The sequence below is a fragment of the Marinobacter sp. genome (genome assembly GCF_014859525.1).
Lineage (GTDB): Bacteria > Pseudomonadota > Gammaproteobacteria > Pseudomonadales > Oleiphilaceae > Marinobacter.
This window is the reverse complement of the sequence record NZ_JACUUB010000017.1, coordinates 1-21,375: the sequence shown is the minus strand read 5'-3', so window position 1 is coordinate 21,375 and position 21,375 is coordinate 1. Positions and strand designations below refer to the sequence as shown.

The following is a 21,375-nucleotide window of genomic DNA, read 5'->3' as shown; positions in this document are numbered from 1 at the left end:
TGATTACGGGTGTCAGCAGGTTTACTGGTGCGCCTGTGGGATGTACTGGCGAATAGTATTAAGCAGTTCATCCTTGCTGAACGGTTTGGTCAGATACTGGTCCGAGCCTACGATCCGGCCTTTTGCCTTGTCGAAAAGACCGTCTTTGCTCGAGAGCATGATAACCGGCGTCTTTTTGAAGGAGGAATTGTTCTTGATCAGTGCGCAGGTTTGGTAGCCATCCAGGCGGGGCATCATGATATCAACAAAAATGATGTCCGGCTGGGAATCGGCAATTTTGGCCAGAGCGTCAAAGCCATCAGTGGCGGTGATAACCTCACAACCGACCTTTTTGAGAAGGGTTTCTGCGGTGCGACGAATGGTTTTACTATCGTCAATCACCATGATCTTCAGATTCTCGAAGTTGTCATCCATTGTCCAACTGCCTTGCGCTCTAGCGACTGTCGTTATTTTCAAACGGGGGTTTTAACACAAACCTTAAGGTTGTTCTATAAACCCCGCTCATTTATAGAGTATTGGTGGCCGGATAAAAAGTATTAGTTTGTGACCAAATGTACTTCTGCCTTTGCTGTCACGGATTTAAAGGTGATTTTCACCGGGTGCAATTAAGGCTCGGGTACAATACCATTTTCAGCATAGCACTTTATGGCTGGTTCGCTCTGCTGACCGGTTCGTGTTTTCACATTGAAATTTCAGGAGACCCTGATGACAGTCCGGCTCGGGATCGTGATGGATCCTATCGAAGATATCAGCTTCAAGAAAGACAGCTCGCTCGCCATGTTGCTGGCGGCACAGAAACGGGGCTGGCAGATCGAGTATATGGAACAGCAGGATCTGTACCTTGCGGGCGGTCAGGCGCGAGCACACACCCGGAATTTGACGGTGCATATGGATCCGGAAAACTGGTTCAGTTTTGGTGCCGGTCAGGATCGGGCTCTGGGTGACCTTGATGTCATTTTAATGCGCAAGGATCCGCCAGTAGATCGTGAATTCCTGATGGCCACTTATATCCTGGAGTCGGCGGAGCAGCAGGGTGCGCTGGTGGTGAATCCCGCGGCCTCACTCAGAGACTGCAATGAAAAGTTGTTTGCCACCCAGTTTGAAGACCTGACGCCCCCTCTGATTGTGACCCGTTCGTCGAAGCGCTTCCGGGATTTTTATGCCGAGCACGGTGACATCATCATGAAGCCGGTGGATGGCATGGGTGGCCGCTCGATTTTCCGGATCAAAGAAAACGATGCCAACCTGGGAGTGATCATCGAAACGCTGACCAACTACGGTGCCCATCAGGCTATGGCCCAGAAGTTTATTCCTGAAATTACCGACGGCGATAAGCGCATCCTGATGATTGAAGGGGAGCCGGTTCCTTATGCGCTTGCGCGAATTCCGTCACACGGGGAAAATCGCGGCAATCTGGCGGCCGGCGGTCGAGGTGAGGGTCGCGAGCTGACCGAGCGGGATCGGGAAATCTGTGCCAGAGTGGCTCCAGTGATCAAGCAGAAAGGGCTGATGTTTGTCGGGCTCGATGTGATCGGTGATTACCTGACAGAAATCAACGTCACCAGCCCAACCTGTATCCGCGAGCTGGATACGGCCTACGGCATCGATATTGCGGGCATGCTTATGGATGCCATTGACCGGCGTCTGGGCCAGGGCTGAGCATCGCCCGGTTCAGGCCAGTACGGATTAACTTTCAGGAAAGGTAATGGCAGTTCAGGTAAGCGATTTCGACCGGTTGTCTTTCACTCTGTTCATGGCATTGGCCGTGCACGCCATTGTGGTGCTGGGTATTACATTTGCTCCGGAACTGCCTCGGTCGTCGGCCCAGACCATGGAAATCACACTGTCCCAGTTTGCCGATGAGCAGGCGCCGGATGAGGCGGATTTTCTGGCCCAGACCAGCCAGCAGGGCAGCGGCTCTGAAGACGAGCCGATGGAAATGACCACGCCTCAACCTGCTGAGATCAGCCAGCCAGAGGTGGCGCAGGTTCAGCCGGAGCCTCAGGCCACCACCCAGCCGCAGCCCAGAGAAGAGCGCGCGGTGGTGCAAACCGAAAGTCCTGCCCAGCGACAGGTGGAACGGCCTGAAGCGAGAACCGAGCCAGACCCGGAGCCCTTGCCGCCGGCTGAACGCAGAAGTCTGATGGAGCGGAGCCTCGAGATTGCCAGTCTGGAGGCCCGCTTTGATGCCCAGCAGCAGGCCTACGCCCGTAAACCTCGTGTCATGCGGGTAACGGCAGCCTCAACGTTGAGGTCCAGTAACGCCTGGTATGTTCAGAACTGGGTCAGCAAGGTCACCCGCGTTGGTAACATCAATTACCCAACCGAAGCCCGTCAGGCAGGCTTGCACGGTAACCTCCGGATGCTGGTTTCTCTGAGGAAAGATGGCACAATCAAAGAGGTGGCGATTCTTCAGTCGTCTGGCAGTGCGGTGCTGGACGACGCCGCGATCCGTATTGTGCGTATGGCAGCGCCTTTTGCACCCTTCCCGGAAGAGATGCAGCAGGAGGTCGACGAGCTGGAGATCATACGGACCTGGTCGTTCCAGCAGCGGGGGCTTACATCCGGATGACAGCAGATACACAACCGTCAGACAATCTCAGGCATCATTTTCTGGTGGCGTCACCCTGGCTGGCCGACCCACGGTTTCATGGCGGCGTGATTTATCTTTGTGAACACTCGGCGGACGGCGCCCTGGGGCTGATGATCAATCAGCTGCTAGACGTTCACCTGGGTGACATTCTTGAACAACTGGATATGCACGGCGGTGAACTGGACTTGCCGGTGTTCACAGGCGGCCCTGTGCAACCAGAGCGGGGCTTTGTGCTGCATTCGCCTGACCAGCACTGGCAAAACACGGCCCGGGTAACCGACGAGGTCTTGCTGAGCACGTCGCGCGACATTCTCGAAAGTATCGGTAACGATGAAGGGCCGGCTGAATTTCTGGTGGCTCTGGGGTATTCCGGCTGGGGCGAGGGTCAGTTAGAGGAAGAGCTCGGCAGTAACGCCTGGCTGACCTGTCCAGCCAGCGCCGATATCCTGTTCAGAACCCCGGTAGAAAATCGTTACGAGGCAGTGCTGAAGCTGATCGGTATAGACTTGAACCAGCTCAGCGATTCGGTGGGTCATGCCTGAACCGGGACAGCGCAGAATCCTGGCCTTCGACTTTGGCACCCGGCGCATTGGTGTGGCCACCGGCCAGGAAATGCTGGGCACCGGCCAGCCATTGGCGATGATTCCGGCTCGCGATGGCATTCCAGACTGGGGAGTGATCGAGGCGCTTCTGGCTGAGTGGTGTCCAGACATCGTGCTGGTTGGATTGCCGCTGAACATGGACGATTCTGAAAACGACATGTGTGCCCGGGCCCGTAAATTCGGCAAGCGCTTGCATGGCCGTTATCATGTGCCGGTAAACATGGTGGACGAACGGCTGACCAGCTTTGAGGCCAAAGGTGATGTAATGGCCGTTGGTGGTAGCCGGGATTTTGGTCGTCATGGCGTGGATGACCGAGCGGCGGTATTGATACTGGAAACCTGGTGCCGGGAGCAAGCCGGCTGACCTGACTGAAGAGGCTCTGATGACGGCATTGCTTGATATCAACCGGTTGCTTGACGAACTGGAGAAGGGGTTGCGCGGCATTCTGACAGAGCGGGGTATAGAAGACCCTGCACTGATTGGTATTCGCACAGGAGGTGTCTGGTTGGCCGACGTGATCGGCAAGCGCCTGGGCATTGCGGAGCCTTTCGGTGAACTGGATATTTCCTTCTACCGGGATGACTTCAGTCGCATTGGCCTGAACCCCAGGGTTCTGCCCTCCAGCCTGCCTTTTGATACCGAAGGCCGGGACATCATTCTGATCGACGACGTCATCATGAGTGGCCGCACCATCCGCGCGGCCATGAACGAGATTTTCGATTACGGTCGTCCCGCCAGTGTCATACTCGCCACATTAGTTGATCTCGGGGCAAGAGAGCTGCCGATTCAGCCTGATGTGGCGGGCAGTTCGCTGGCGTTGGCACCCCATCAGCGAATCAAGCTGCGTGGCCCTGATCCCTTGTACATTGAACTCCAGGAATCCGGGCAGTAAACCCTTCCCATTGACGACAGGCAAACCATGACTGCGAACGCACCCTCCCCGAACCATTTGCAGCTGACCCGGGATGGTCAGTTGCGGCACTTTCTCACGCTGGATGGCCTGGGCCGGGAGCTCCTGACCGACATCCTGGATACCGCAGATTCTTTTATTGAAGTGGGCGAGCGCAGCATCAAGAAAGTACCGTTGTTGCGGGGCCGGACCGTGGTCAACCTGTTCTTCGAGTCTAGCACCCGAACCCGCAGCACCTTTGAACTGGCGGCCAAACGGTTGTCTGCTGATGTCCTGAATCTGGACATCAGCACCTCAGCCACCTCCAAGGGTGAGTCTTTGTCGGATACCCTGCTTAACCTGGAAGCCATGGCCAGCGACATGTTTGTGGTCCGGCACTCCCAAAGCGGCGCGCCGCACTTTATTGCAGAAAGCGTGACCCCGGGCGTGGCGATTATCAATGCCGGAGACGGTCGTCATGCGCACCCCACCCAAGCCATGCTGGATATGTTGACTATTCGCCAGCACAAAGGTCGCTTTGATGGCCTCAAAGTGGCCATTGTCGGGGATGTGTTGCACTCCCGGGTAGCGCGCTCCCAGATTCGGGCATTGAACGAGTTGGGTGCTGCAGAGGTACGGGTGATTGCGCCTGGCACTTTGCTGCCACGAGATGTGGAAGATCTCGGCTGTACCGTGGAATACGATATGACCAAAGGGATGAGAGACCTGGATGTAGTCATCATGCTGCGCTTACAGAAAGAACGAATGGAAGGCGCATTGTTGCCCAGTGAGCGTGAATTCTACCGCCTCTATGGCTTGAGCCAGGACAAGCTGGCGCTGGCCAGCCCTGATTGTATTGTGATGCACCCGGGGCCGATCAATCGCGGTGTAGAAATCGAGTCGGCGGTGGCGGATGGCCCGCAGTCGGTGATTCTTAATCAGGTGACTAACGGAATTGCCATTCGTATGGCCGTGATGTCCATGGCGATGGGTGGGCAGGTGGCGGAACGGCAGCAAAAACAGGTTGATCACGAGGGAGCCCGGGCATGAGTGGAAGTCAGCAACACGACAGCGCCAGTCTGAAGATTACCGGTGGCACTCTGTTTGATGGCGTTGGGGAGCCCATAACCAACCCTGGCCTGTTGATCCGTGATGGAAAAATAGCCGCAATAGGGGCCTCTGCGCTGGATGTTGGGGTTGATCGGGAGTTTGATGCCGAGGGTTGTGTCATAGCGCCTGGATTTGTTGATCTGTGCTGCAATTTGCGCGAGCCGGGTAATGGACAGAAAGGCAACATTGCCTCTGAAACACGGGCGGCTGCCCATGGCGGCTTCACCACCGTATGCGCCAGCCCTGAAACCTCGCCGGTGAACGACTCCGGGGCCGTCACCCATTTGATCCGCGAGGGCGCAGCCTCGCGCGGTGTGGTCAAGGTGTTACCGATTGGCGCCATCACCCGCGGCCTCGAGGGCGAACTGCTGAGCGACATGGAGGGCCTGAAGAACGCCGGTTGCGTCGCTGTTGGTAATGGCTCCCGGGGTGTTCGTAATGCCCGTATTCTTCGTCGCTGCATGGCTTACGCTCAGACTTTTGGATTGACCGTGATGTTCAGCCCCGAAAATCAGGCGCTGGCGGCAGACGGCTATGCCCATGATGGTCAGATCGCTACGCGTTTGGGTTTGTTGGGTATTCCAGAGGTGGCTGAAACTGCAGCGGTGATGGAAATGCTGTTGCTAGCCGAAGAAACCGGTGTTCGCCTGCATCTGAGCCAGGTGTCTTGTGCTCGCAGTGTGGAGATGCTTGTGGACGCCCGCAAGAGAGGTATTCAGGTAACGGCCGATGTGGCGATGCATCAGCTGGTGTTTACCGAAACCTCGCTGGCGAGCTTTGATAGCCGCTTCCATGTACGCCCGCCATTGCGCTCTGAAGCCGACCGCCGCGCCCTGCTGGCGGGCGTCCGTGATGGCGTGATCGATGCGATTGTGAGCCAGCATCAGCCCCATGATAGCGCCGCCAAACAGGCGCCATTACCGGCCACCGAACCGGGCCTCTCCAGCATTGAGAGCGTTCTATCGCTCGGATTGCAATTGGTTGCTGCGGGCGAACTGAGTCTTCCCTGCCTGTTGGGGGCGCTCACTCGTGGTCCGGCCGGGGTATTGAACCGTTCGGCGCAGCTGGCGGTGGGTGCTCCAGCCGACCTCTGCGTCTTTAATCCCGATGGTCGCTGGACGCCATCTACCCGAACGTTGATGTCAGCGGGCATTCACGCGCCCCTGGTGGGCATTGCGCTGCCCGGCGAGATGAAGTTGACACTGGTGGACGGTCGGGTTGCCTGGTCCGCGATGCACTGACCGCCTCACCTCAAATGCGGCAGAGGTTGCCCAGCCTCTGTCGACACCATCACAGTTTATCCCGATATTGCTGAAAAGGCCTTGATGAGAGGCGCTTGAGCCAACGTATTCTATGGCGCGGCCACTTATGGTCGCTCTATGGACGACGAATATTGGCCGGCGGCCAGCCGTGCCCGTGAATTCAACAAGTTTACCGGCAGCCTCGAAGCGATGGGCGCAGTGCCCGGCGAGCAAGAAATGCGGCTGCTGTACAACGCATTGAGCCAGCCCCAGGCACGCCAATTTCTGATAGAGGGCCCCTACGAGGTGGCCGGTGTCTTCCCGGCTGGTGCTATTTATCTGCATACCCGGGATCGAAGCATTGATTCCGTTCAAAAGCTCCAGGGCAAACGCATTGCCACACTGGATTACGACAATGCGTCGGTTCGCCTGGTTCGGCATGTGGGTGCTTCAGTCGTCGGGTCCAACTCCGCAAATTTCGCCGGCAAGTTTAATAACGGTAGCGTTGATCAGGCCTACGACATTATTGCCGAAGCAGAGCAAGGCATTCCGGAGCATGTGTGGATGCACCCACCTCAGGAAGACGTAGATGAGTACGATCGGATGCTGCGGCAAGTGAGAATGTCACTACTGGAAGATGATGTTTTTGACGAGCGTGCGATCAAACTTATGCGGGCGATCCGTTGCCGGGTAGATGGTGCCCGTTCAGAGTGCGCGTCCTGAAGCAGGAATTTGCGGAGCAGAGTGAAGTAGCCCGCCGTAAAGCGGGCTGATCTGATCAGCGAATGGCGTCTTTGAGCGACTTGCCGGCTTTGAAACCAACGGTTTTGCTGGCCGGAATCTGAATGGTGGCACCGGTCTGTGGATTGCGACCGGTGCGAGCTTCCCGGGCACGGATATTGAACGTACCGAACCCGATCAGAGTGGTGTCTTCGCCTCTGGCCGCTGCTGCGGATATCTGGTCGGTTACGGCGCTAATCACCTCGCTGGCTTTGTCTCGGGTCAGGCCGGTTTGGTCGGCGATGGCAGCGGCGAGCTCTGGTTTGCGCATCGGATACTCCTGTCTATTCATTTTGATTGTTGTGGTTGGCCGCGCGCCTCGGCTTGCGGCTGATGCAATCTATAGTGGCTTTGCTGCGAATGTGCAAATCCAGTTCAGTAACGATGTGTGCCTGGTGGCGCCAATTGCGGGGCTTGTCTCATTAACCCGGGCCTGACTTGGCGACAATGCCGGGCCGGTTACAGGATGTAACAAACGGCTGGTCGTTACCTGAGGTTCCTGGTTTTTGAACGACACACAAAAATAAAAGGGTGTTGATGCTATGCAAGAATTCCGGAAAACCGTGTCCCGATTCCGTTCCGCGATGGTCGTCATTGGCGCCAGTCTGGTCCTTGGCGGTTGTAGTGTGGTCAATAACATGGTTTACAAAACCACCGGTGATGTGATGAAAGGGTTTTCCCGGAACCACACCGTGCCTTACCTGATGCAATCAGACGATCTGGCCATGGGTTGTTCCATGAGCGAAGCCACCGCGCCTCTGCTGATGTCTTTTGGCCGGGTAACCAGCGAGCCGGACCAACTCGCCGTTGTCTTGTACCTTTCGGCGGGCCATTGAGCGCTCGGTGCTGGAATGTCAGTCAGACCACGCCAACTTTGACGAGGTTCAGGGTAAGCTGACGCCGGGTGTAAAAGCCTACCGGGCCGTCGAACTGTTTGTGGCTGATCTGATTGCCTTCGGGCTCTCCGCACAGCGCTATCTTCTGGCGATTCTGGTGATGTTGTGTGCGATCACCGCCACTCTGACCCGCCATCATGCCCCCATGCGGTCGATGGAAACCCGCCTTGATTACACCGTTTCCCATACATTGCAGACCGTTGCCAATGCCATGCTATTGGGATCCAGTGCAATCTTTCGGCAATCCAGTATGGGCAGCACCGCTTCAATCTCTGCCGAAGAATTGTTGCTCCATAACTTCTGGGTGATCGGTTTTGCCTGCCTCACGCTTGCCAGTCTGTACCGGCTGTTCCGGGCCCCTGAACACCTTGCGCAAGGCGGCCGTCTGGGTCAGGCGTTCCTGGCGGTGCCGACGGCCTATACCGGTGCCTCGGGTATCTTTGTGATTGCGGTGGGCGCTGTTATTTACAGTGAGTTACGTGCGGCCGGTGCTCGCCGCCATCTGGCGCTCGCGGCAACGGCAATGTCTGGCTCTCTCGGTGTGGTGTTGCGACCCTGTCTGCTGGTGGTGGTGATTGCATACCTGAACCGGGAGGTGACGACCGATGAGCTATTCGGTTGGGGTATCTGGGTGTTTGTCTTGACGGCCACCATGTTTGGCGTGGTGGCCATGTCAGTTAACCGACAGGGCGCGTTTAACCTGGCCCCAACGGCTGAGGCGTTTCCGGCTTCGGTTAAGGCGCTTTGGCCGCTGCTGCCCTATGCCCTGGTGATGGTGGGTGTGGTGCTGCTGTATCGCTTCGCGCTTGACGTGAAGATGGACGAGTTCTCTGCGCCACGACTGCTGCCGGTGATGATGCTGGCAATCCTGGTGTATGAACACGTCAGCCTGAAATCTCGGCGGGGTAGAGCGACCAGTGAGGTTCAACATCAGGGCCTGGAGCGCAGTATTCGGAGCGCAACCAACGATACCACGGCCGAAATCGGTGCCCTGCTGCTGTTGCTGGGATTGTCAGTCAGTATTGGTGGTGTGATTGAGCGCTCCCACATTATGGAGGCGTTCCCTCAGGCGTTTGACAGTGCCTGGTCGGCGATGTTGCTGATGGTGGTGATTCTGGTGATTCTGGGCATGATAATGGACGCTTTTGGTGCGGTGATACTGGTAACGGCGACCGTGGCGACCATTGCCTACGCCAGCGGTATTCATCCCATTCATTTTTGGATGGTCACACTGGTTGCCTTTGAGCTCGGCTATCTGAGCCCACCGGTGGCCCTGAACCACTTGCTCACCCGGCAGGTAGTGGGAGAGTCTGAGGTACTGGCTGCGCAGCAGGAAGGCGGCACCTTCTATCAGCGTTATGAGCGGATTATCATGCCGTTGATCGCCATGGGTATTTCGCTGTTGCTGGTGGCTTTCGTGCCCCTCTTGTTCTACGCGACCTGAGATGGATTGACTGCGTTCACAAAAAAAGCGCCGTGCTATCGCAGGGCGCTTTTTTTTATTCCGGTTAACTCAGTTGAGTTTTGGGCCGGCTGCAACGATGGCGTCTGCCACGTCAAACTTCTTGAAGTTCTCTACGAACTGGCTGATCAGCTCTTCGGCTTTGCCGTCGTAGTATTCCGGGCTGGTCCAGGTGTTGCGTGGATTCAGCAGCCCGTTGTCCACTCCCGGAATGTGCTTGGGCACGCTCAGGTTCAGGGCATCGAGATGTTCGGTTTCTACGTCATCCAGGTCACCGTTCTGAATGGCTGCGATAATGGCGCGGGTCGTCGGAATGCTGAAGCGTTGGCCTTCACCGTAAGGACCGCCGGTCCAGCCTGTGTTGACCAGGAAGACCTTGCTGCCGAACTCATCCATGCGCTTCATCAGCAGCTCGGCGTAAACGCCGGCCGGGCGTGGGAAGAATGGCGCACCAAAGCAGGTGGAGAAAGTAGACTTCAGCTTGGACGAAGACCCCATCTCGGTAGAGCCCACCAACGCCGTGTAACCGCTCAGAAAGTGGTACGCAGCGGCTTCACGGCTCAGGATGGAGACCGGTGGCAACACGCCGGTCATGTCGCAAGTCAGGAAGATAATGTGCGAAGGCTCACCGGCGCGATTTTCCAGAACGCGCTTCTCAACGTGCTCCAGCGGGTAGGCGCAGCGGGAGTTCTCGGTCAGGGAAACGTCGGTGTAATCGGGCTCACGGGTTTCCGAATCGATCATCACGTTTTCAACAATGGCACCAAAGCGAATGGCGTCCCAGATGATCGGCTCGTTCTTCTTGCTCAGGTCGATGCACTTGGCGTAGCAGCCGCCTTCAATGTTGAACACCGTGCCCGGTCCCCAACCATGCTCGTCGTCACCAATCAGGAAACGATGGGGGTCGGCAGACAGGGTGGTCTTGCCAGTGCCGGACAGCCCGAAAAACAGGCAGGTTTCGCCGGTCTCGCTGACGTTTGCAGAGCAGTGCATCGGCAGTACGTCTTTCTCGGGCAGCAGGAAGTTCTGTACGGAGAACATGGCCTTTTTCATTTCGCCGGCGTAGTGCATGCCGGCCAGCAAGACTTTGCGTTTGGCAAAGTTGATGATAACGCAGCCGTTGGAGTTGGTGCCGTCTCGCTCGGGTACACACTCGAAATTGGCGGCATTAAGCACCTGCCATTCTTGCTTATCTGCCGAGTTATAGGATTCGGGGCGAATAAACAGATTGCGACCAAACAGGTTCTGCCAGGCCGTTTCTGTGGTCATCTTCACCGGCAGGTAGTGCTCGGGATCGGACCCGACGTGTACGTGGGAGACAAAACTGTCTTTTTCAGCAATGTAAGCTTCAACACGATCCCAGAGTGCGTCGAACTTGTCGGCGTCAAACGGGCGGTTGATGGGGCCCCACTGGATGTCGTCAGCGGTGCTGGGCTCCTCGACAATAAAGCGGTCCATGGGGGACCGGCCGGTGCGTTCGCCGGTGGTGACCACCAGAGAGCCGTTGTCTGCCAGCTGCCCTTCGTTCCTGGCCAACGCCATTTCAACCAGTTTTGCTGTACTCAGATCACTATAAGTGTTGCTCACTTCGACCTCGCCCTCGGGATGTCTTCGTAACTGCTCAGGCCGCCCCTGGGAAATTGGCGGAATTCTGAACAATCGGGTCAATTCAGGCGCGCTATTATGCCAGACGCGCCAATAAAAAACGACTGCGCTGAAAGCCGCGCCAAATCAGGCTTCCAGGCAACTGAACAGGCTGTTCAGTGTAACGTATGACCGGTGAAAAGGTGGTCAATGTCATTTCTATCGAAGCGATAGTTTGCATGGCAAAACTGGCAGTCCATATTGATATTGCCCTGTTCGTCAAGAATACTGTAGCACTCATCTTTGCCGATGGCTTCCAATGCGGCCAGCGTGCGCTCCCTGGAGCAGCTGCACCGGAAGGCAACTGGCTCGGCGTCGAACAGGCGCACGGTTTCCTCATTGAACAGCCGGTGCAAAAGGGTTTCGCTTTCAAGGGTCAGCAACTCGTCGGCCTCTACGGTGCGGGCCAGATGGTTGACCCGGTTCCATAAATCGTCGTCTTCTTCGGTGTGGCCGGGCAAGCGCTGTAGCATCAGGCCGGCAGCCGTGTCTTCGTTGGCAAACAGGAACAGGCTGGTGGCGATTTGTTCGGAGCGCTCAAAGTATTCCTCCAGGCAGCCGCTCAGGGTGTCTGCCTCCCGGGGGACCACACCTTGATAGCGTTGGCCCTGGTCCGGCGTAATAGTGATGGCCATACGACCCTTGCCAAGGAGGCCATTCAGGGTTTCGCCGGTGACCGCCTCACTATCGTGGCGGGCCAGTCCGCGAATGTGGCGGTCGTGGCTGCATTCTGCCATCAGGGTGCGCAAAGCGCCTTCACCGGCCGCCTGCAGTGACAGGGTGCCCTTGAACTTGAGGCTGCTGCTCATCAAAACACTGGCGACCAGGGATTCACCCAGCAGGCGTTGGATCGATTCCGGGTAAGGTGCCTGGGTGGCGATGTCTCGATAACTGTCGCCAAGCTGAACCCAGGCGCCCCGCACCTGACTGTGCTCAAAGATAAAACGTTGGAATTGATCTCGGGATGCCATGGTGTCTCCTGAAGCTGTCTGTCAATTGAGTGGTGAGTGCCCGGGCATGGTCAGTAGCGGGGCGGGTGTTGGGCATGACGAGAGTCTGTTGGGTCTGCTTTTACAGGCCGTTCTGATCCCGGAACTTTTGAATAGTGCGGCGATCTTTCTTGCTTGGTCGTCGTGCCGGTGGCAACTGAGCGGTTTGCATGGTTTTGCGCTGCCAGGCGAGATCTTCACGTTTTTTTACGCTGTCTTCGGTTTCGTGATAGAGCTTTTGGGCCTCAGGGGCGCCCCGACGGCGGTCGCTGATTTCGTCCACTATAACGATTTTTTCCTGCCAGCCCAGGCGCAGAGTAACTGTGGCACCGGTTTCTACCATTTTGCCTGGCTTGGCGCGCTGGCTATTGTAGTGAACCTTGCCGCCCTCTATCGCCTCTTTGGCCAGGCCGCGGGTTTTATAGAAGCGGGCTGCCCAAAGCCACTTGTCGAGCCGAATCTTGTGTTCGTCAGCGTTAGTTACCGCCATATCTCCTCACCTGATGGGCCTGCTGCCTGACTGATCTCAATTATAACCGCCCTGCCGTCTTGATGGCAGAGATTGCTGCAGCTGCAGGTCCGGTAATACCTCATCAAAATGGTGGATGCCAGGGATGAAGGGGTGTTGGGGTGAGGGTGCTTGCTTGCTGTCTGGTTCGAGGATGGCCAGGCATTGGCCGATTCCGGCGTGCCGGGCACTCTCTAGCACTGGAAAGCTGTCATCCACCATCAGGGTGTTTTCCCTGCGGTAAGGAATTCGGCGGCCGAGATCCTGCCAGAAGTGAGGGTCTTCTTTGGGTTTGCCCAACTCGTGACTGGAGATGATCGCATCTACGTGTTTGTCGAGGCCGGTCAGGCTAAGCTTCAAGGCGAGTGGATCCGGATGGCAGTTGGTGACAATAATCGAGCGAAGGCCAGACTGACGCAACGAGGCAAGAAAATCTGGCGCGTGCGGGCGGTAACCGATCCGGTCACTGACTTCGGCTTTAAGCCGGTTGATGTCCACACAAAGCCGATCACTCCAGTAGTCTGTGCAGTACCAGTTCAATGATCCCCGTTCGGCCATGATCATGGTTACAAGGGTTTCTCTGGCCTGTTCCGGGGGCAGGTTGTTTTGCTCGGCATACCGCTTTGGCAGGTGCTCCAGCCAAAAGTGCGAATCAAAGTGCAGGTCCAGCAGCGTTCCATCCATATCCAGGAACACGGTATCGAGCGTCGACCAGTTAACCATAAAAAACAGCCTGAAAGATTTTTTTCAGGCTGCCTCAGATTCCGGCTGCTGGCAAGCCGGAATTGTACCGATGACCAATCAGGCTCAGTTGTTGGACTGTTCTACAGTTTGCGGTTTGCGGCCAGTACGGGAGCAGCCCAGACAGCGAACAAAAGTCGCCTTGGCCGGGCCTACCACCAACACTTCACCGGCTTCACCCGCGTTGCCACCCAGGGCTGAAAACGGCAGTGACACCAGATAAACCGCACTGCCTACGATGGTGGTCGCAAGCAGGGCCGGGCGCAATAGAACGGCATCGGTTGTCATGGCGAGCGCGGAGGGGCTCTCATCGACCGCTCTGGCGTGGCCGAGTGATGAAAACGCCAACAGGCAAGCTGCAACGGTCGCAACCAGAGTGCGGGAAATTTTGCGGGTCATGATGAATCTCTCCTGAACGTATCGGCCCGGTTTGCCTGAGTTTTCAACTCCGGAATGTCTGCAAGAACCGAAAATGTGTCGGTCCATTGTAACCTGTGGGCATTAATTCTCTGTTAACTATGAATCATATTGCCCGAATTTCAAACGCTTTTTCGTTGAAAGATGTGCGCCAGGTGGCATCCCGGTGTTGAATTAGCGCTGGCATCGAGGGCAGTAGACGGTAGACCGGTTGTTCATCCGGATTTCTTTCAGTGTGGTGGTGCAGTCCGGGCAGGCCGCGCCGCCTCGACCATAAACCAGTAAAGATTGGGCAAAATATCCGGGTTTGCCGTCGCTGTTTACGAAATCCCGCAAGGTGGTGCCGCCCATCAGAATGGCTGCGCTCAGAGTTTCCCGTATGGCCTCGGCCAATCTGTGGTAACGGTCCAGGCTGATGCGTCCAGCTTTGCGCTTTGGGTGGATGCCCGCTTTGAACAGCGCTTCGTTAGCGTAGATATTGCCCACTCCAACCACAACATGATTATCCATGATGAAGGATTTGATGGGCGTTTGTCGCCCTCGGGAGCGGTTGAACAAGACGGCACCGTTAAAGTGCTCAGACAGCGGCTCGGGGCCGAGATCGCGGATCAGGGGGTGACGGCTCTGGTCGTCTGCCCAGAGCCAGCAACCGAACCGGCGAGGGTCGTTGAAGCGCAGTGTGCGACCGTTGTCGAGCGTGATCTCAACGTGGTCATGGGCCATGGCAGGGCTGCTGTCGGTGATTACTCGCAGGCTGCCAGACATGCCCAGATGTATGATAACAGTGCCGGCGTCCAGGTTCAGGAACAGGTATTTGGCCCGGCGATCCACGGACCGGATGATCTGGCCTTGCAGGCGCTCGGGCAGATCGTCCGGAACGGGCCAGCGAAGCCTTCCATTTCGAATCAGTACGCTGGTGATGGCCTGGCCTTCGCAGTGCGGTGCAATGCCTTGTCGGGTGGTTTCAACTTCGGGTAATTCGGGCACAGGGCCTCCGGTGCAAGGCGTGTTTCAGGGCCAATAGTGTAAACAGTAACAAAAAAGCCGCCAATCTCAGTTGTTGATGCGTACAGGTGTACGCTAAGGTTAATGGTGTGCTTACCCTTCGAGCGCTTGCGATTAACGCCTGCTGTATTGCCGTTCGAAGCTGCTTGATTTTTGAGGATAATTTATGTGGTTTAACGGTCTCCTTGACCTTTCGGTGTGGCAGTTAATCGTGACTGGTCTTGTGCTCACCCACATTACGATCGTCAGCGTAACGCTGTACTTGCACCGTCATTCGGCTCATAACGCGCTGGATCTGCATCCGGTGCTCAAACACTTTTTCCGTTTCTGGTTATGGTTGACGACTGCCCAGAACACCAAAGAATGGACCGCCATCCATCGTAAGCATCACGCCAAGTGTGAGACCGAGGAAGATCCCCACAGCCCGGTGGTGCTTGGTATTCGTAAGGTGCTGTTTGAGGGTGCTGAGCTCTACGCCGAAGCCGCGACGCCAGAAAACCTCGAGCGCTATGGTCAGCGCACCCCGGAAGACTGGATTGAACGCAATCTTTATAGCCGCCACAGAATGCTGGGTATCAGCCTGATGGCGGTTTTGAACCTGTTGTTGTTTGGCGTTCACGGCATCTGGATCTGGGCGGTTCAAATGATGTGGATTCCGGTCTGGGCAGCGGGTGTGGTTAACGGCGTTGGTCACTGGATGGGTTACCGCAACTACGAGTGTGCGGATAACGCCCGCAATATATCGCCACTGGGTATTCTGATTGGTGGTGAAGAGCTGCATAACAATCATCATACCTATCCGAACTCCGCCAAACTGTCCCGGCGCTGGTTTGAAGTGGATATTGGCTGGGGCTATATACGCCTGTTCCAGTTGTTTGGTCTGGCCAAGCCCAAGGGCTATCGCCCGATTGCCCACTACTTGCCAGGTAAGCAGGATATGGATGTGGAGACAGTCCAGGCCATTGCCAATAGCCGTTTTGACATCATGCGTCAGTACCGCAAACGGGTGGTGGAGCCTGTGCTTCGTCAGCAGAGAACATTGATGGATGATGAAATCCGGCCCCGCTATCACAAGCTCAAGAAGCTGTTGTCGCGCGAGGTATCTTTGATCCAGCCTCGGGAAAAGGAGCATCTGGACACGGTTCTGGCGGGTAACGAGATGCTGCGGTTGATCTATGAAAAGAGTCAGGAGTTACAGGCTCTTTGGCGTCAGCGTGGTCTCAAGCCGCAGGACAAGTTGCAGGCACTGATGGCGTGGTGCAAAGAAGCGGAAAGCAGCGGTGTCCGGTATCTCGAAGAGTTTGCGGCTCATTTGCGGGCGTACTCATTGCGACCGGTTGCCTGATTGTCGTCTTGAATGCCAATAAGGCCGGTTGATGAAATTCATCCGGCCTTATTATTTTTGGGTGCGGGCTATTCCGATTCGGGATTAACCCGGTAAAGGCTGTAGGTGACCTGGCCGGCGGTTTTCTGACGGTGCAGTTGCCAGGCGTGTGGAGCCGCCGGTGTGGTCAGTTCGCTTTCGTGTTCCACGTACACCCAGCCACCGGGCCTGACCCATTGCCCGGATTCCAGCAGTGGAAACAGTCGTTCCAGCCAGCTTTGCCGGAAAGGCGGATCCATAAAGACAATGTCGAAAGGAGCACCCTGGCGGGTGCCCAGATAGCTCTCCACATCCTGGCAGTGCACATCGCCTTTCTCCGACTTCAGCAGTCGCAGGTTGTCTCGCAGGGATCGGGCCAGTGCTGGCGTGTGGTCAATCAATGTTACACGGGCTGCCCCTCGCGACAGAGCCTCTAACCCGAGTGCACCGGACCCAGCGAACAGGTCCAGACAGTGGCTGCCGGCAATGTGAAAGTTCAGCCAGTTGAACAGGGTTTCCCGGGTGCGGGCCGGGGTGGGCCGCACGCCACCGGCATCCGGAAACCGCAACAGGCGGCTGCGCCAGTCGCCACCGATGATGCGCAGCTCTCCGACACCACTTTGGCTGTTGGTTCTGGTTGTTGCCAGGCCGGGTTTGCCTGGGGCCATTCTGCGTCGCGCCATGAGTGTGCTCCGGAATGCTGGGCGGGTTAGGTCATTGGCCGTCATGTTACCGGAAAGCTGCCCGCAGAGGATAATCGGCCGGCCCATCACTTACGGCGGCCAGTCTGCTAGAATGTTCGCTTCATTTTGGCCCCCTATTTCCAGACAGATGGTAAGACTATGACGGCAGAGTGGATTTCAATCGGCCTGTTGGCCCTTCTTGTTCTGTTCTTTGTGCTGGATATTGCCAGCAACCGCACGAGGGTGCCGCGCCCGAAGCCGGTGCCCCAGCGCAAACCGGAGATTGCGGAAGGTCCGGAACCGGTTAAGCCTGAGCAGTTGCCTGAGCAAGCATTGGCGGAACCTGAAACGGAAGTAGCGCCTGAGGTGCCTGCCTCTGCCCCAGCTGTTGCCGAGCCCGAGATTACGCCGGAACCGGTCACTGAGCCGGAACCGGCACCAGAACCGCCGATCAGTGTGTTTGAGCGGATCAAGCAAGGCTTGGGGAAAACCCGGGCGAACCTGACCGGTGGTTTAGCGGGACTGTTCGCCGTTGGAAAAAAAATCGATGAAGATCTGCTGGAAGACATCGAAACCACCTTGTTGATGGCAGACGTCGGGGTGACGGCGACGTCTGAGATTATTGAGGCTCTGACCGATAAGCTCGAGCGCAATCAGCTAAAAGACGGGGCCGCTCTGCGCAAGGCCTTGAAGGGTGAGCTTCATGGCCTGCTAAAGGATGTTACCCGGCCGCTGGATATCAGTGCCGACAATAAGCCGTATGTGATTCTGATGGTCGGCGTGAACGGTGTTGGCAAGACCACTACCATCGGTAAACTGACCCGCAAGTTCCAGACCGAAGGCAAATCGGTGATGCTGGCGGCGGGCGATACGTTCCGGGCGGCTGCGGTTGAGCAATTGCAGGTGTGGGGCGAGCGCAATAAGGTGCCCGTCGTGGCCCAGCACACGGGGGCAGACAGCGCCTCGGTTATCTTTGATGCCATTCAGTCTGCCCAGGCCCGGGGTACCGATGTGCTTATTGCCGACACCGCCGGCCGCCTGCAGAACAAAGACAACCTGATGAACGAGCTGACCAAGGTGGTCCGGGTGATGAAAAAACTGGATGAATCCGCACCCCATGAAGTGATGCTGGTACTGGATGCCGGTACAGGCCAGAACGCTCTGAGCCAGGCTCAGGTGTTCCAGCAGGCGGTGGGTGTGAGCGGCATTACGTTGACGAAACTGGACGGCACCGCAAAAGGCGGTATTGTGTTTGCCATCGCCCGTCAGCTGCAGCTGCCTATCCGGTTTATCGGTGTTGGTGAGCAGGCCGAAGACCTGCGCAGTTTTGATGCGGAAACCTTTGTTGACGCCTTGTTCGACGATTGAAGTACCGGCAACGGAGCCTTCGCCCCCAATGATCGAGTTTCGCCAGGTTACCAAGCGCTACGACAGCGACCATACCGCCCTGCGCCAGGTGAATTTCCACCTGGATCGGGGCGAGCTGGCGTTCCTTACCGGGCACTCCGGGGCCGGCAAAAGTACCCTGCTCAAACTGATCATGGTGATGGAGCGGCCGACCGCCGGTGAAGTAGTGGTAGGCGGCCAGCAGCTCAACAGCCTGCCCAAGCGCCAGATCCCCTACATTCGCCGGCACATCGGCGTGGTGTTTCAAAACCACCAGTTGCTGTTTGACCGTTCAGTGTATGACAACGTTGCCATGCCGCTTGAGGTGATGGGGGCGTCGCCTAACGACATCGGTCGACGGGTAAGGGCCGCGCTGGACAAGGTCGGTTTGTTGAGTAAAGAGAAAATGAATCCGCTTCAGTTGTCGGGTGGGGAGCAACAGCGTGTCGGCATCGCCCGGGCCGTGGTCAACAAACCGCCGGTACTGCTGGCGGATGAGCCTACCGGTAACCTGGATCCGGCGTTGTCGGCCGACATCATGCAGTTGTTCACCGAGTTCAGTCAGGTGGGTGTGACGGTCCTGATTGCGACTCACGATATTGCACTGATTAACGAAATGGGCCGGCGCCAGCTTATTCTGGATCATGGCCGTCTGGTTACCGGTGGCGGTGCTGCGGCAATGGGAGGTGTCAGTGGGTACTGACTCTCGCCAAAAGCAGGAAGCCCGGCGCGGCGCTGACCATCGTGCCAAGTCACCTTTGAAAGCCCAGGCGCGCAGTTATGTGGACCACCATCACAAGGTTGCCCGGGATTCAGCCCAGCGATTGTGGAAAACGCCGATCGCCAGTCTGATGACCTGGACGGTTATGGGGGTAGCGCTGGCTTTGCCTCTGGCTTTGTTGCTGTTACTCAACAGCTTGCAGGGCGTGAGTGCTGGCTGGGAGAGCAGTGCCCGGATCACCGCTTATCTGGCGATGGATATACCCATGGAGCAGGCGCGGGAAGCCGCCGAGGAGGTGGCGATTGATGGGCGGGTGTTGTCGGTGCAACTTGTTGACCGGGATCAGGCGCTGGCCGAGTTTCGAGCGTCTTCCGGCCTGGACGACGCCCTGGATTTCCTGGATGAAAATCCGTTGCCGCATACCTTGCTGATTACTCCGGAAGACAGCGCCCGCTCGGCAGAGGGTGTTCGTGCTTTGGTGGCCTTTGTTGAGGGAATGGACGGGGTTGCACAGGTTCAGGTAGACCTTGGCTGGTTGCAGCGATTGAATGCCATGACCGACATTCTTGCCAGGGCGGTTTGGGCACTGGCACTGCTGCTCGGTGCGGCGGTTATTTTGGTGATTGGCAACACCGTGCGACTGGCTATCGAAAACCGTCGAGATGAAATTCTGGTGGCAAAGTTGGTGGGCGGGACGGACGCTTTTGTGCGACGGCCGTTTTTGTATACCGGAACCTGGTTTGGACTGGGCGGTGGGGTTGTCGCCTGGTTGCTGATCCAGATGTCGCTGTGGTGGTTAAATGGCCCGATTGAGCGCCTGGCCGGCCTCTATGGCAGTGAGTTTGCGTTGCAGGGGCCGGGGATAGACGGAGCGTTGGCATTGATTCTCATCGCAATGCTGTTAGGCTGGCTTGGCGCCTGGCTCGCGGTGAAGCGTCATCTGGATGACATAGAACCGGGAGATATTGCCGGAGGGTGATCCGGATAGCGGGAAAACCGTATTGAAGATACAGCTTGTTCTGGCGTAGTTTGAGTGCCCTGACTGGGTGTCAGAAAAGCAAAAGCCAATTCTCAGACTGTTGATTTTTAACGTTTTACTGAGAATTAAAGGAACTTAACAGGCTCTTGGCGGTCTAACGTTTAGTTGTTATATTTAACGGCTGTCAGGTTCGGAGGTTGATGCATGGGTATGAGTTTACAGCTGGTTGACAGACTGGTTCCGGGTGCGAATCTTGAGTCTTATATTCAGGCGGCAAGTCGCATTCCAGTGCTCTCGGTGGACGAAGAGCGGGAGCTGTCAGAACGGCTTTATTACGAGGGAGACGTTGAGGCTGCCCGTCACCTGGTGCTGTCTCACCTGCGTTTTGTTATTCATATTGCCCGCAGTTACTCCGGTTATGGCCTGGCTCAGGCGGATTTGATCCAGGAAGGCAATGTAGGCCTGATGAAGGCGGTCAAGCGTTTCAATCCGGAGTACGGTGTTCGTCTGGTGTCGTTTGCAGTGCACTGGATCAAAGCAGAGATTCACGAGTTCATTCTGCGCAATTGGCGAATTGTGAAAGTGGCCACAACCAAGGCCCAGCGCAAGTTGTTTTTCAACCTGCGCAGCCAGAAGAAGAAGCTGGCCTGGTTGAGCCACGATGAGCTCAATGCGGTGGCGAAGGATCTGGGTGTTGAGCCCAGGGTGGTCCGTGAAATGGAAGGCCGATTGTCTTCGCACGATACGTCGTTCGATGGCCCGACCGATGACGACGAAGACAGTGCCTATCAGGCGCCGGCTTATTATCTGGAAGACCGTCGGGGTGATCCGGCGGTGCAGCTGGAGAATTCGGACTGGTCGGAGGATTCCAATGGCCGGCTGATGCAGGCTTTGAGTACGCTGGATGAGCGTAGTCAGGATATTCTGCGTGAGCGCTGGCTGACTGAGGGTAAGTCGACGTTGCATGAGCTGGCGGACAAGTATGGTATCTCTGCCGAGCGTATTCGTCAGTTAGAGAAGAATGCGATGAAGAAGATCAAGGCGCAGATGACTGAGGCAGCCTGATCCGCCCCTGAGCGCTGAAGTCAAAACGCCACCACCGTTCGCGGTTGGTGGCGTTTTTGTTTGTATACCTTATAGAATCCAGACTTCCGGGCAGAAGCAACTGGGTGGGCCTTTCCAAAACACGCTCCTTCGGCACATCCATGTGACGCTTGGGCTCCGCCATCCATGGCTCCGCACAGTTTTGGAAAGGCCCACCCAGCTGCTTCTCCAACTTTTGGAGCGGGACCAGTAAAAATGACGAGTAGACTTCCTCACATCGCGTTTCTGGGCATTGGCCTGATGGGCGCGCCGATGACCCGA

Annotated in this window: 23 protein-coding genes and 1 pseudogene; 15 read left to right on the top strand and 9 right to left on the bottom strand. The window is 56.8% G+C overall.

The window, feature by feature from the left end; all coding sequences use genetic code 11:
• Positions 1-21: 21 nt before the first annotated feature.
• Positions 22-414, bottom strand: a complete 393-nt coding sequence (gene pilG / locus IBX51_RS06095) for a twitching motility response regulator PilG (RefSeq protein ID WP_291829762.1) — start codon at positions 412-414, stop codon at positions 22-24.
• Positions 415-705: 291 nt separating this feature from the next.
• On the opposite strand from pilG, the gene gshB reads away from it, so the two are divergent.
• From gshB to IBX51_RS06055, 8 genes and pseudogenes are all read left to right on the top strand, one after another.
• A complete protein-coding gene (gene gshB / locus IBX51_RS06090) occupies positions 706-1,659 on the top strand; it encodes a glutathione synthase (protein WP_291829760.1) in 954 nt (317 codons plus the stop codon).
• 46 nt (positions 1,660-1,705) lie between these two features.
• Positions 1,706-2,572 (top strand): energy transducer TonB, encoded by an 867-nt coding sequence (locus IBX51_RS06085; protein WP_291829746.1) that lies wholly within the window; start codon positions 1,706-1,708, stop codon positions 2,570-2,572.
• Positions 2,569-3,135, top strand: a complete 567-nt coding sequence (locus IBX51_RS06080) for a YqgE/AlgH family protein (protein ID WP_291829743.1) — start codon at positions 2,569-2,571, stop codon at positions 3,133-3,135. The genes IBX51_RS06085 and IBX51_RS06080 overlap by 4 nt, the downstream gene beginning before the upstream one ends.
• Entirely contained in the window at positions 3,128-3,559 is a 432-nt protein-coding gene (ruvX, locus tag IBX51_RS06075; protein WP_291829741.1) for a Holliday junction resolvase RuvX, read from the top strand. The genes IBX51_RS06080 and ruvX overlap by 8 nt, the downstream gene beginning before the upstream one ends.
• A gap of 19 nt (positions 3,560-3,578) precedes the next feature.
• A complete protein-coding gene (pyrR, locus tag IBX51_RS06070) occupies positions 3,579-4,088 on the top strand; it encodes a bifunctional pyr operon transcriptional regulator/uracil phosphoribosyltransferase PyrR (protein WP_291829738.1) in 510 nt (169 codons plus the stop codon).
• Positions 4,089-4,115: 27 nt separating this feature from the next.
• The gene (locus tag IBX51_RS06065) at positions 4,116-5,135 is read left to right on the top strand and encodes an aspartate carbamoyltransferase catalytic subunit (protein WP_291829736.1); all 1,020 of its coding nucleotides are present in this window, start codon (positions 4,116-4,118) and stop codon (positions 5,133-5,135) included.
• Positions 5,132-6,436, top strand: coding sequence for a dihydroorotase family protein (locus IBX51_RS06060; RefSeq protein WP_291829734.1), 1,305 nt, complete (start codon positions 5,132-5,134; stop codon positions 6,434-6,436). The genes IBX51_RS06065 and IBX51_RS06060 overlap by 4 nt, the downstream gene beginning before the upstream one ends.
• 165 nt (positions 6,437-6,601) lie before the next feature.
• Positions 6,602-7,159, top strand: a pseudogene (locus tag IBX51_RS06055) (putative solute-binding protein); the annotation flags it as partial.
• A 55-nt stretch (positions 7,160-7,214) separates the two neighbouring features.
• Here the strand turns inward: IBX51_RS06055 and IBX51_RS06050 are convergent.
• On the bottom strand, positions 7,215-7,487 hold the full coding sequence (locus IBX51_RS06050; protein ID WP_291829729.1) for an HU family DNA-binding protein: 273 nt from the start codon (positions 7,485-7,487) through the stop codon (positions 7,215-7,217).
• Positions 7,488-7,758: 271 nt separating this feature from the next.
• Here IBX51_RS06050 and IBX51_RS06045 point away from each other — a divergent pair, with 271 nt between their 5' ends.
• Positions 7,759-8,052 carry a hypothetical protein gene (locus IBX51_RS06045; protein WP_291829727.1) on the top strand — a complete coding sequence of 98 codons (294 nt, stop codon included), beginning with the start codon at positions 7,759-7,761 and terminating at the stop codon, positions 8,050-8,052.
• Positions 8,024-9,556: a TRAP transporter large permease subunit gene (locus tag IBX51_RS06040; protein WP_291829725.1), complete on the top strand. Its 1,533-nt coding sequence runs from the start codon at positions 8,024-8,026 to the stop codon at positions 9,554-9,556. Before IBX51_RS06045 ends, IBX51_RS06040 begins: the two co-directional genes overlap by 29 nt.
• A 69-nt stretch (positions 9,557-9,625) precedes the next feature.
• Here the strand turns inward: IBX51_RS06040 and IBX51_RS06035 are convergent, their stop codons facing one another.
• The 6 genes from IBX51_RS06035 to mutM all read right to left on the bottom strand — a co-directional run bounded on the left by IBX51_RS06035 (position 9,626) and on the right by mutM (position 14,860).
• Complete coding sequence (locus IBX51_RS06035) at positions 9,626-11,161, bottom strand: phosphoenolpyruvate carboxykinase (RefSeq protein ID WP_291829723.1); 1,536 nt, start codon at positions 11,159-11,161, stop codon at positions 9,626-9,628.
• A gap of 173 nt (positions 11,162-11,334) precedes the next feature.
• Positions 11,335-12,189 carry an Hsp33 family molecular chaperone HslO gene (gene hslO, locus IBX51_RS06030; protein ID WP_291829721.1) on the bottom strand — a complete coding sequence of 285 codons (855 nt, stop codon included), beginning with the start codon at positions 12,187-12,189 and terminating at the stop codon, positions 11,335-11,337.
• Between the two features lie 100 nt (positions 12,190-12,289).
• On the bottom strand, positions 12,290-12,697 hold the full coding sequence (gene hslR / locus IBX51_RS06025; protein ID WP_291829720.1) for a ribosome-associated heat shock protein Hsp15: 408 nt from the start codon (positions 12,695-12,697) through the stop codon (positions 12,290-12,292).
• A gap of 36 nt (positions 12,698-12,733) precedes the next feature.
• Positions 12,734-13,438, bottom strand: coding sequence for a GMP/IMP nucleotidase (yrfG, locus tag IBX51_RS06020; RefSeq protein ID WP_291829718.1), 705 nt, complete (start codon positions 13,436-13,438; stop codon positions 12,734-12,736).
• Between the two features lie 84 nt (positions 13,439-13,522).
• Positions 13,523-13,855 carry a hypothetical protein gene (locus IBX51_RS06015; protein WP_291829716.1) on the bottom strand — a complete coding sequence of 111 codons (333 nt, stop codon included), beginning with the start codon at positions 13,853-13,855 and terminating at the stop codon, positions 13,523-13,525.
• 192 nt (positions 13,856-14,047) lie between these two features.
• The gene (gene mutM, locus IBX51_RS06010; protein ID WP_291829714.1) at positions 14,048-14,860 is read right to left on the bottom strand and encodes a bifunctional DNA-formamidopyrimidine glycosylase/DNA-(apurinic or apyrimidinic site) lyase; all 813 of its coding nucleotides are present in this window, start codon (positions 14,858-14,860) and stop codon (positions 14,048-14,050) included.
• Positions 14,861-15,044: 184 nt separating this feature from the next.
• On the opposite strand from mutM, the gene IBX51_RS06005 reads away from it, so the two are divergent.
• Complete coding sequence (locus tag IBX51_RS06005; protein WP_291829712.1) at positions 15,045-16,223, top strand: acyl-CoA desaturase; 1,179 nt, start codon at positions 15,045-15,047, stop codon at positions 16,221-16,223.
• A 68-nt stretch (positions 16,224-16,291) separates the two neighbouring features.
• Here the strand turns inward: IBX51_RS06005 and rsmD are convergent, their stop codons facing one another.
• The gene (gene rsmD / locus IBX51_RS06000) at positions 16,292-16,909 is read right to left on the bottom strand and encodes a 16S rRNA (guanine(966)-N(2))-methyltransferase RsmD (protein WP_291829817.1); all 618 of its coding nucleotides are present in this window, start codon (positions 16,907-16,909) and stop codon (positions 16,292-16,294) included.
• Between the two features lie 174 nt (positions 16,910-17,083).
• On the opposite strand from rsmD, the gene ftsY reads away from it, so the two are divergent.
• The 4 genes from ftsY to rpoH all read left to right on the top strand — a co-directional run bounded on the left by ftsY (position 17,084) and on the right by rpoH (position 21,075).
• Positions 17,084-18,292, top strand: a complete 1,209-nt coding sequence (gene ftsY, locus IBX51_RS05995; protein WP_291829710.1) for a signal recognition particle-docking protein FtsY — start codon at positions 17,084-17,086, stop codon at positions 18,290-18,292.
• Between the two features lie 28 nt (positions 18,293-18,320).
• Positions 18,321-19,013, top strand: a complete 693-nt coding sequence (gene ftsE, locus IBX51_RS05990; protein ID WP_291829708.1) for a cell division ATP-binding protein FtsE — start codon at positions 18,321-18,323, stop codon at positions 19,011-19,013.
• Positions 19,003-20,010 (top strand): permease-like cell division protein FtsX, encoded by a 1,008-nt coding sequence (gene ftsX / locus IBX51_RS05985; protein ID WP_291829706.1) that lies wholly within the window; start codon positions 19,003-19,005, stop codon positions 20,008-20,010. Before ftsE ends, ftsX begins: the two co-directional genes overlap by 11 nt.
• A gap of 204 nt (positions 20,011-20,214) precedes the next feature.
• Positions 20,215-21,075: an RNA polymerase sigma factor RpoH gene (gene rpoH / locus IBX51_RS05980; protein ID WP_291829705.1), complete on the top strand. Its 861-nt coding sequence runs from the start codon at positions 20,215-20,217 to the stop codon at positions 21,073-21,075.
• Positions 21,076-21,375: the final 300 nt, after the last annotated feature.

Excerpts from the sequence above, each read along its gene's own strand:
- pilG (WP_291829762.1), bottom strand. The coding sequence starts at position 414 with ATGGATGACAACTTCGAGAATCTGAAGATCATGGTGATTGACGATAGT.
- gshB (WP_291829760.1), top strand. The coding sequence starts at position 706 with ATGACAGTCCGGCTCGGGATCGTGATGGATCCTATCGAAGATATCAGC.
- IBX51_RS06085 (WP_291829746.1), top strand. The coding sequence starts at position 1,706 with ATGGCAGTTCAGGTAAGCGATTTCGACCGGTTGTCTTTCACTCTGTTC.
- IBX51_RS06080 (WP_291829743.1), top strand. The coding sequence starts at position 2,569 with ATGACAGCAGATACACAACCGTCAGACAATCTCAGGCATCATTTTCTG.
- ruvX (WP_291829741.1), top strand. The coding sequence starts at position 3,128 with ATGCCTGAACCGGGACAGCGCAGAATCCTGGCCTTCGACTTTGGCACC.
- pyrR (WP_291829738.1), top strand. The coding sequence starts at position 3,579 with ATGACGGCATTGCTTGATATCAACCGGTTGCTTGACGAACTGGAGAAG.
- IBX51_RS06065 (WP_291829736.1), top strand. The coding sequence starts at position 4,116 with ATGACTGCGAACGCACCCTCCCCGAACCATTTGCAGCTGACCCGGGAT.
- IBX51_RS06060 (WP_291829734.1), top strand. The coding sequence starts at position 5,132 with ATGAGTGGAAGTCAGCAACACGACAGCGCCAGTCTGAAGATTACCGGT.
- IBX51_RS06050 (WP_291829729.1), bottom strand. The coding sequence starts at position 7,487 with ATGCGCAAACCAGAGCTCGCCGCTGCCATCGCCGACCAAACCGGCCTG.
- IBX51_RS06045 (WP_291829727.1), top strand. The coding sequence starts at position 7,759 with ATGCAAGAATTCCGGAAAACCGTGTCCCGATTCCGTTCCGCGATGGTC.
- hslO (WP_291829721.1), bottom strand. The coding sequence starts at position 12,189 with ATGGCATCCCGAGATCAATTCCAACGTTTTATCTTTGAGCACAGTCAG.
- hslR (WP_291829720.1), bottom strand. The coding sequence starts at position 12,697 with ATGGCGGTAACTAACGCTGACGAACACAAGATTCGGCTCGACAAGTGG.
- yrfG (WP_291829718.1), bottom strand. The coding sequence starts at position 13,438 with ATGGTTAACTGGTCGACGCTCGATACCGTGTTCCTGGATATGGATGGA.
- IBX51_RS06015 (WP_291829716.1), bottom strand. The coding sequence starts at position 13,855 with ATGACCCGCAAAATTTCCCGCACTCTGGTTGCGACCGTTGCAGCTTGC.
- IBX51_RS06005 (WP_291829712.1), top strand. The coding sequence starts at position 15,045 with ATGTGGTTTAACGGTCTCCTTGACCTTTCGGTGTGGCAGTTAATCGTG.
- rsmD (WP_291829817.1), bottom strand. The coding sequence starts at position 16,909 with ATGGCCCCAGGCAAACCCGGCCTGGCAACAACCAGAACCAACAGCCAA.
- ftsY (WP_291829710.1), top strand. The coding sequence starts at position 17,084 with ATGACGGCAGAGTGGATTTCAATCGGCCTGTTGGCCCTTCTTGTTCTG.
- ftsE (WP_291829708.1), top strand. The coding sequence starts at position 18,321 with ATGATCGAGTTTCGCCAGGTTACCAAGCGCTACGACAGCGACCATACC.
- rpoH (WP_291829705.1), top strand. The coding sequence starts at position 20,215 with ATGGGTATGAGTTTACAGCTGGTTGACAGACTGGTTCCGGGTGCGAAT.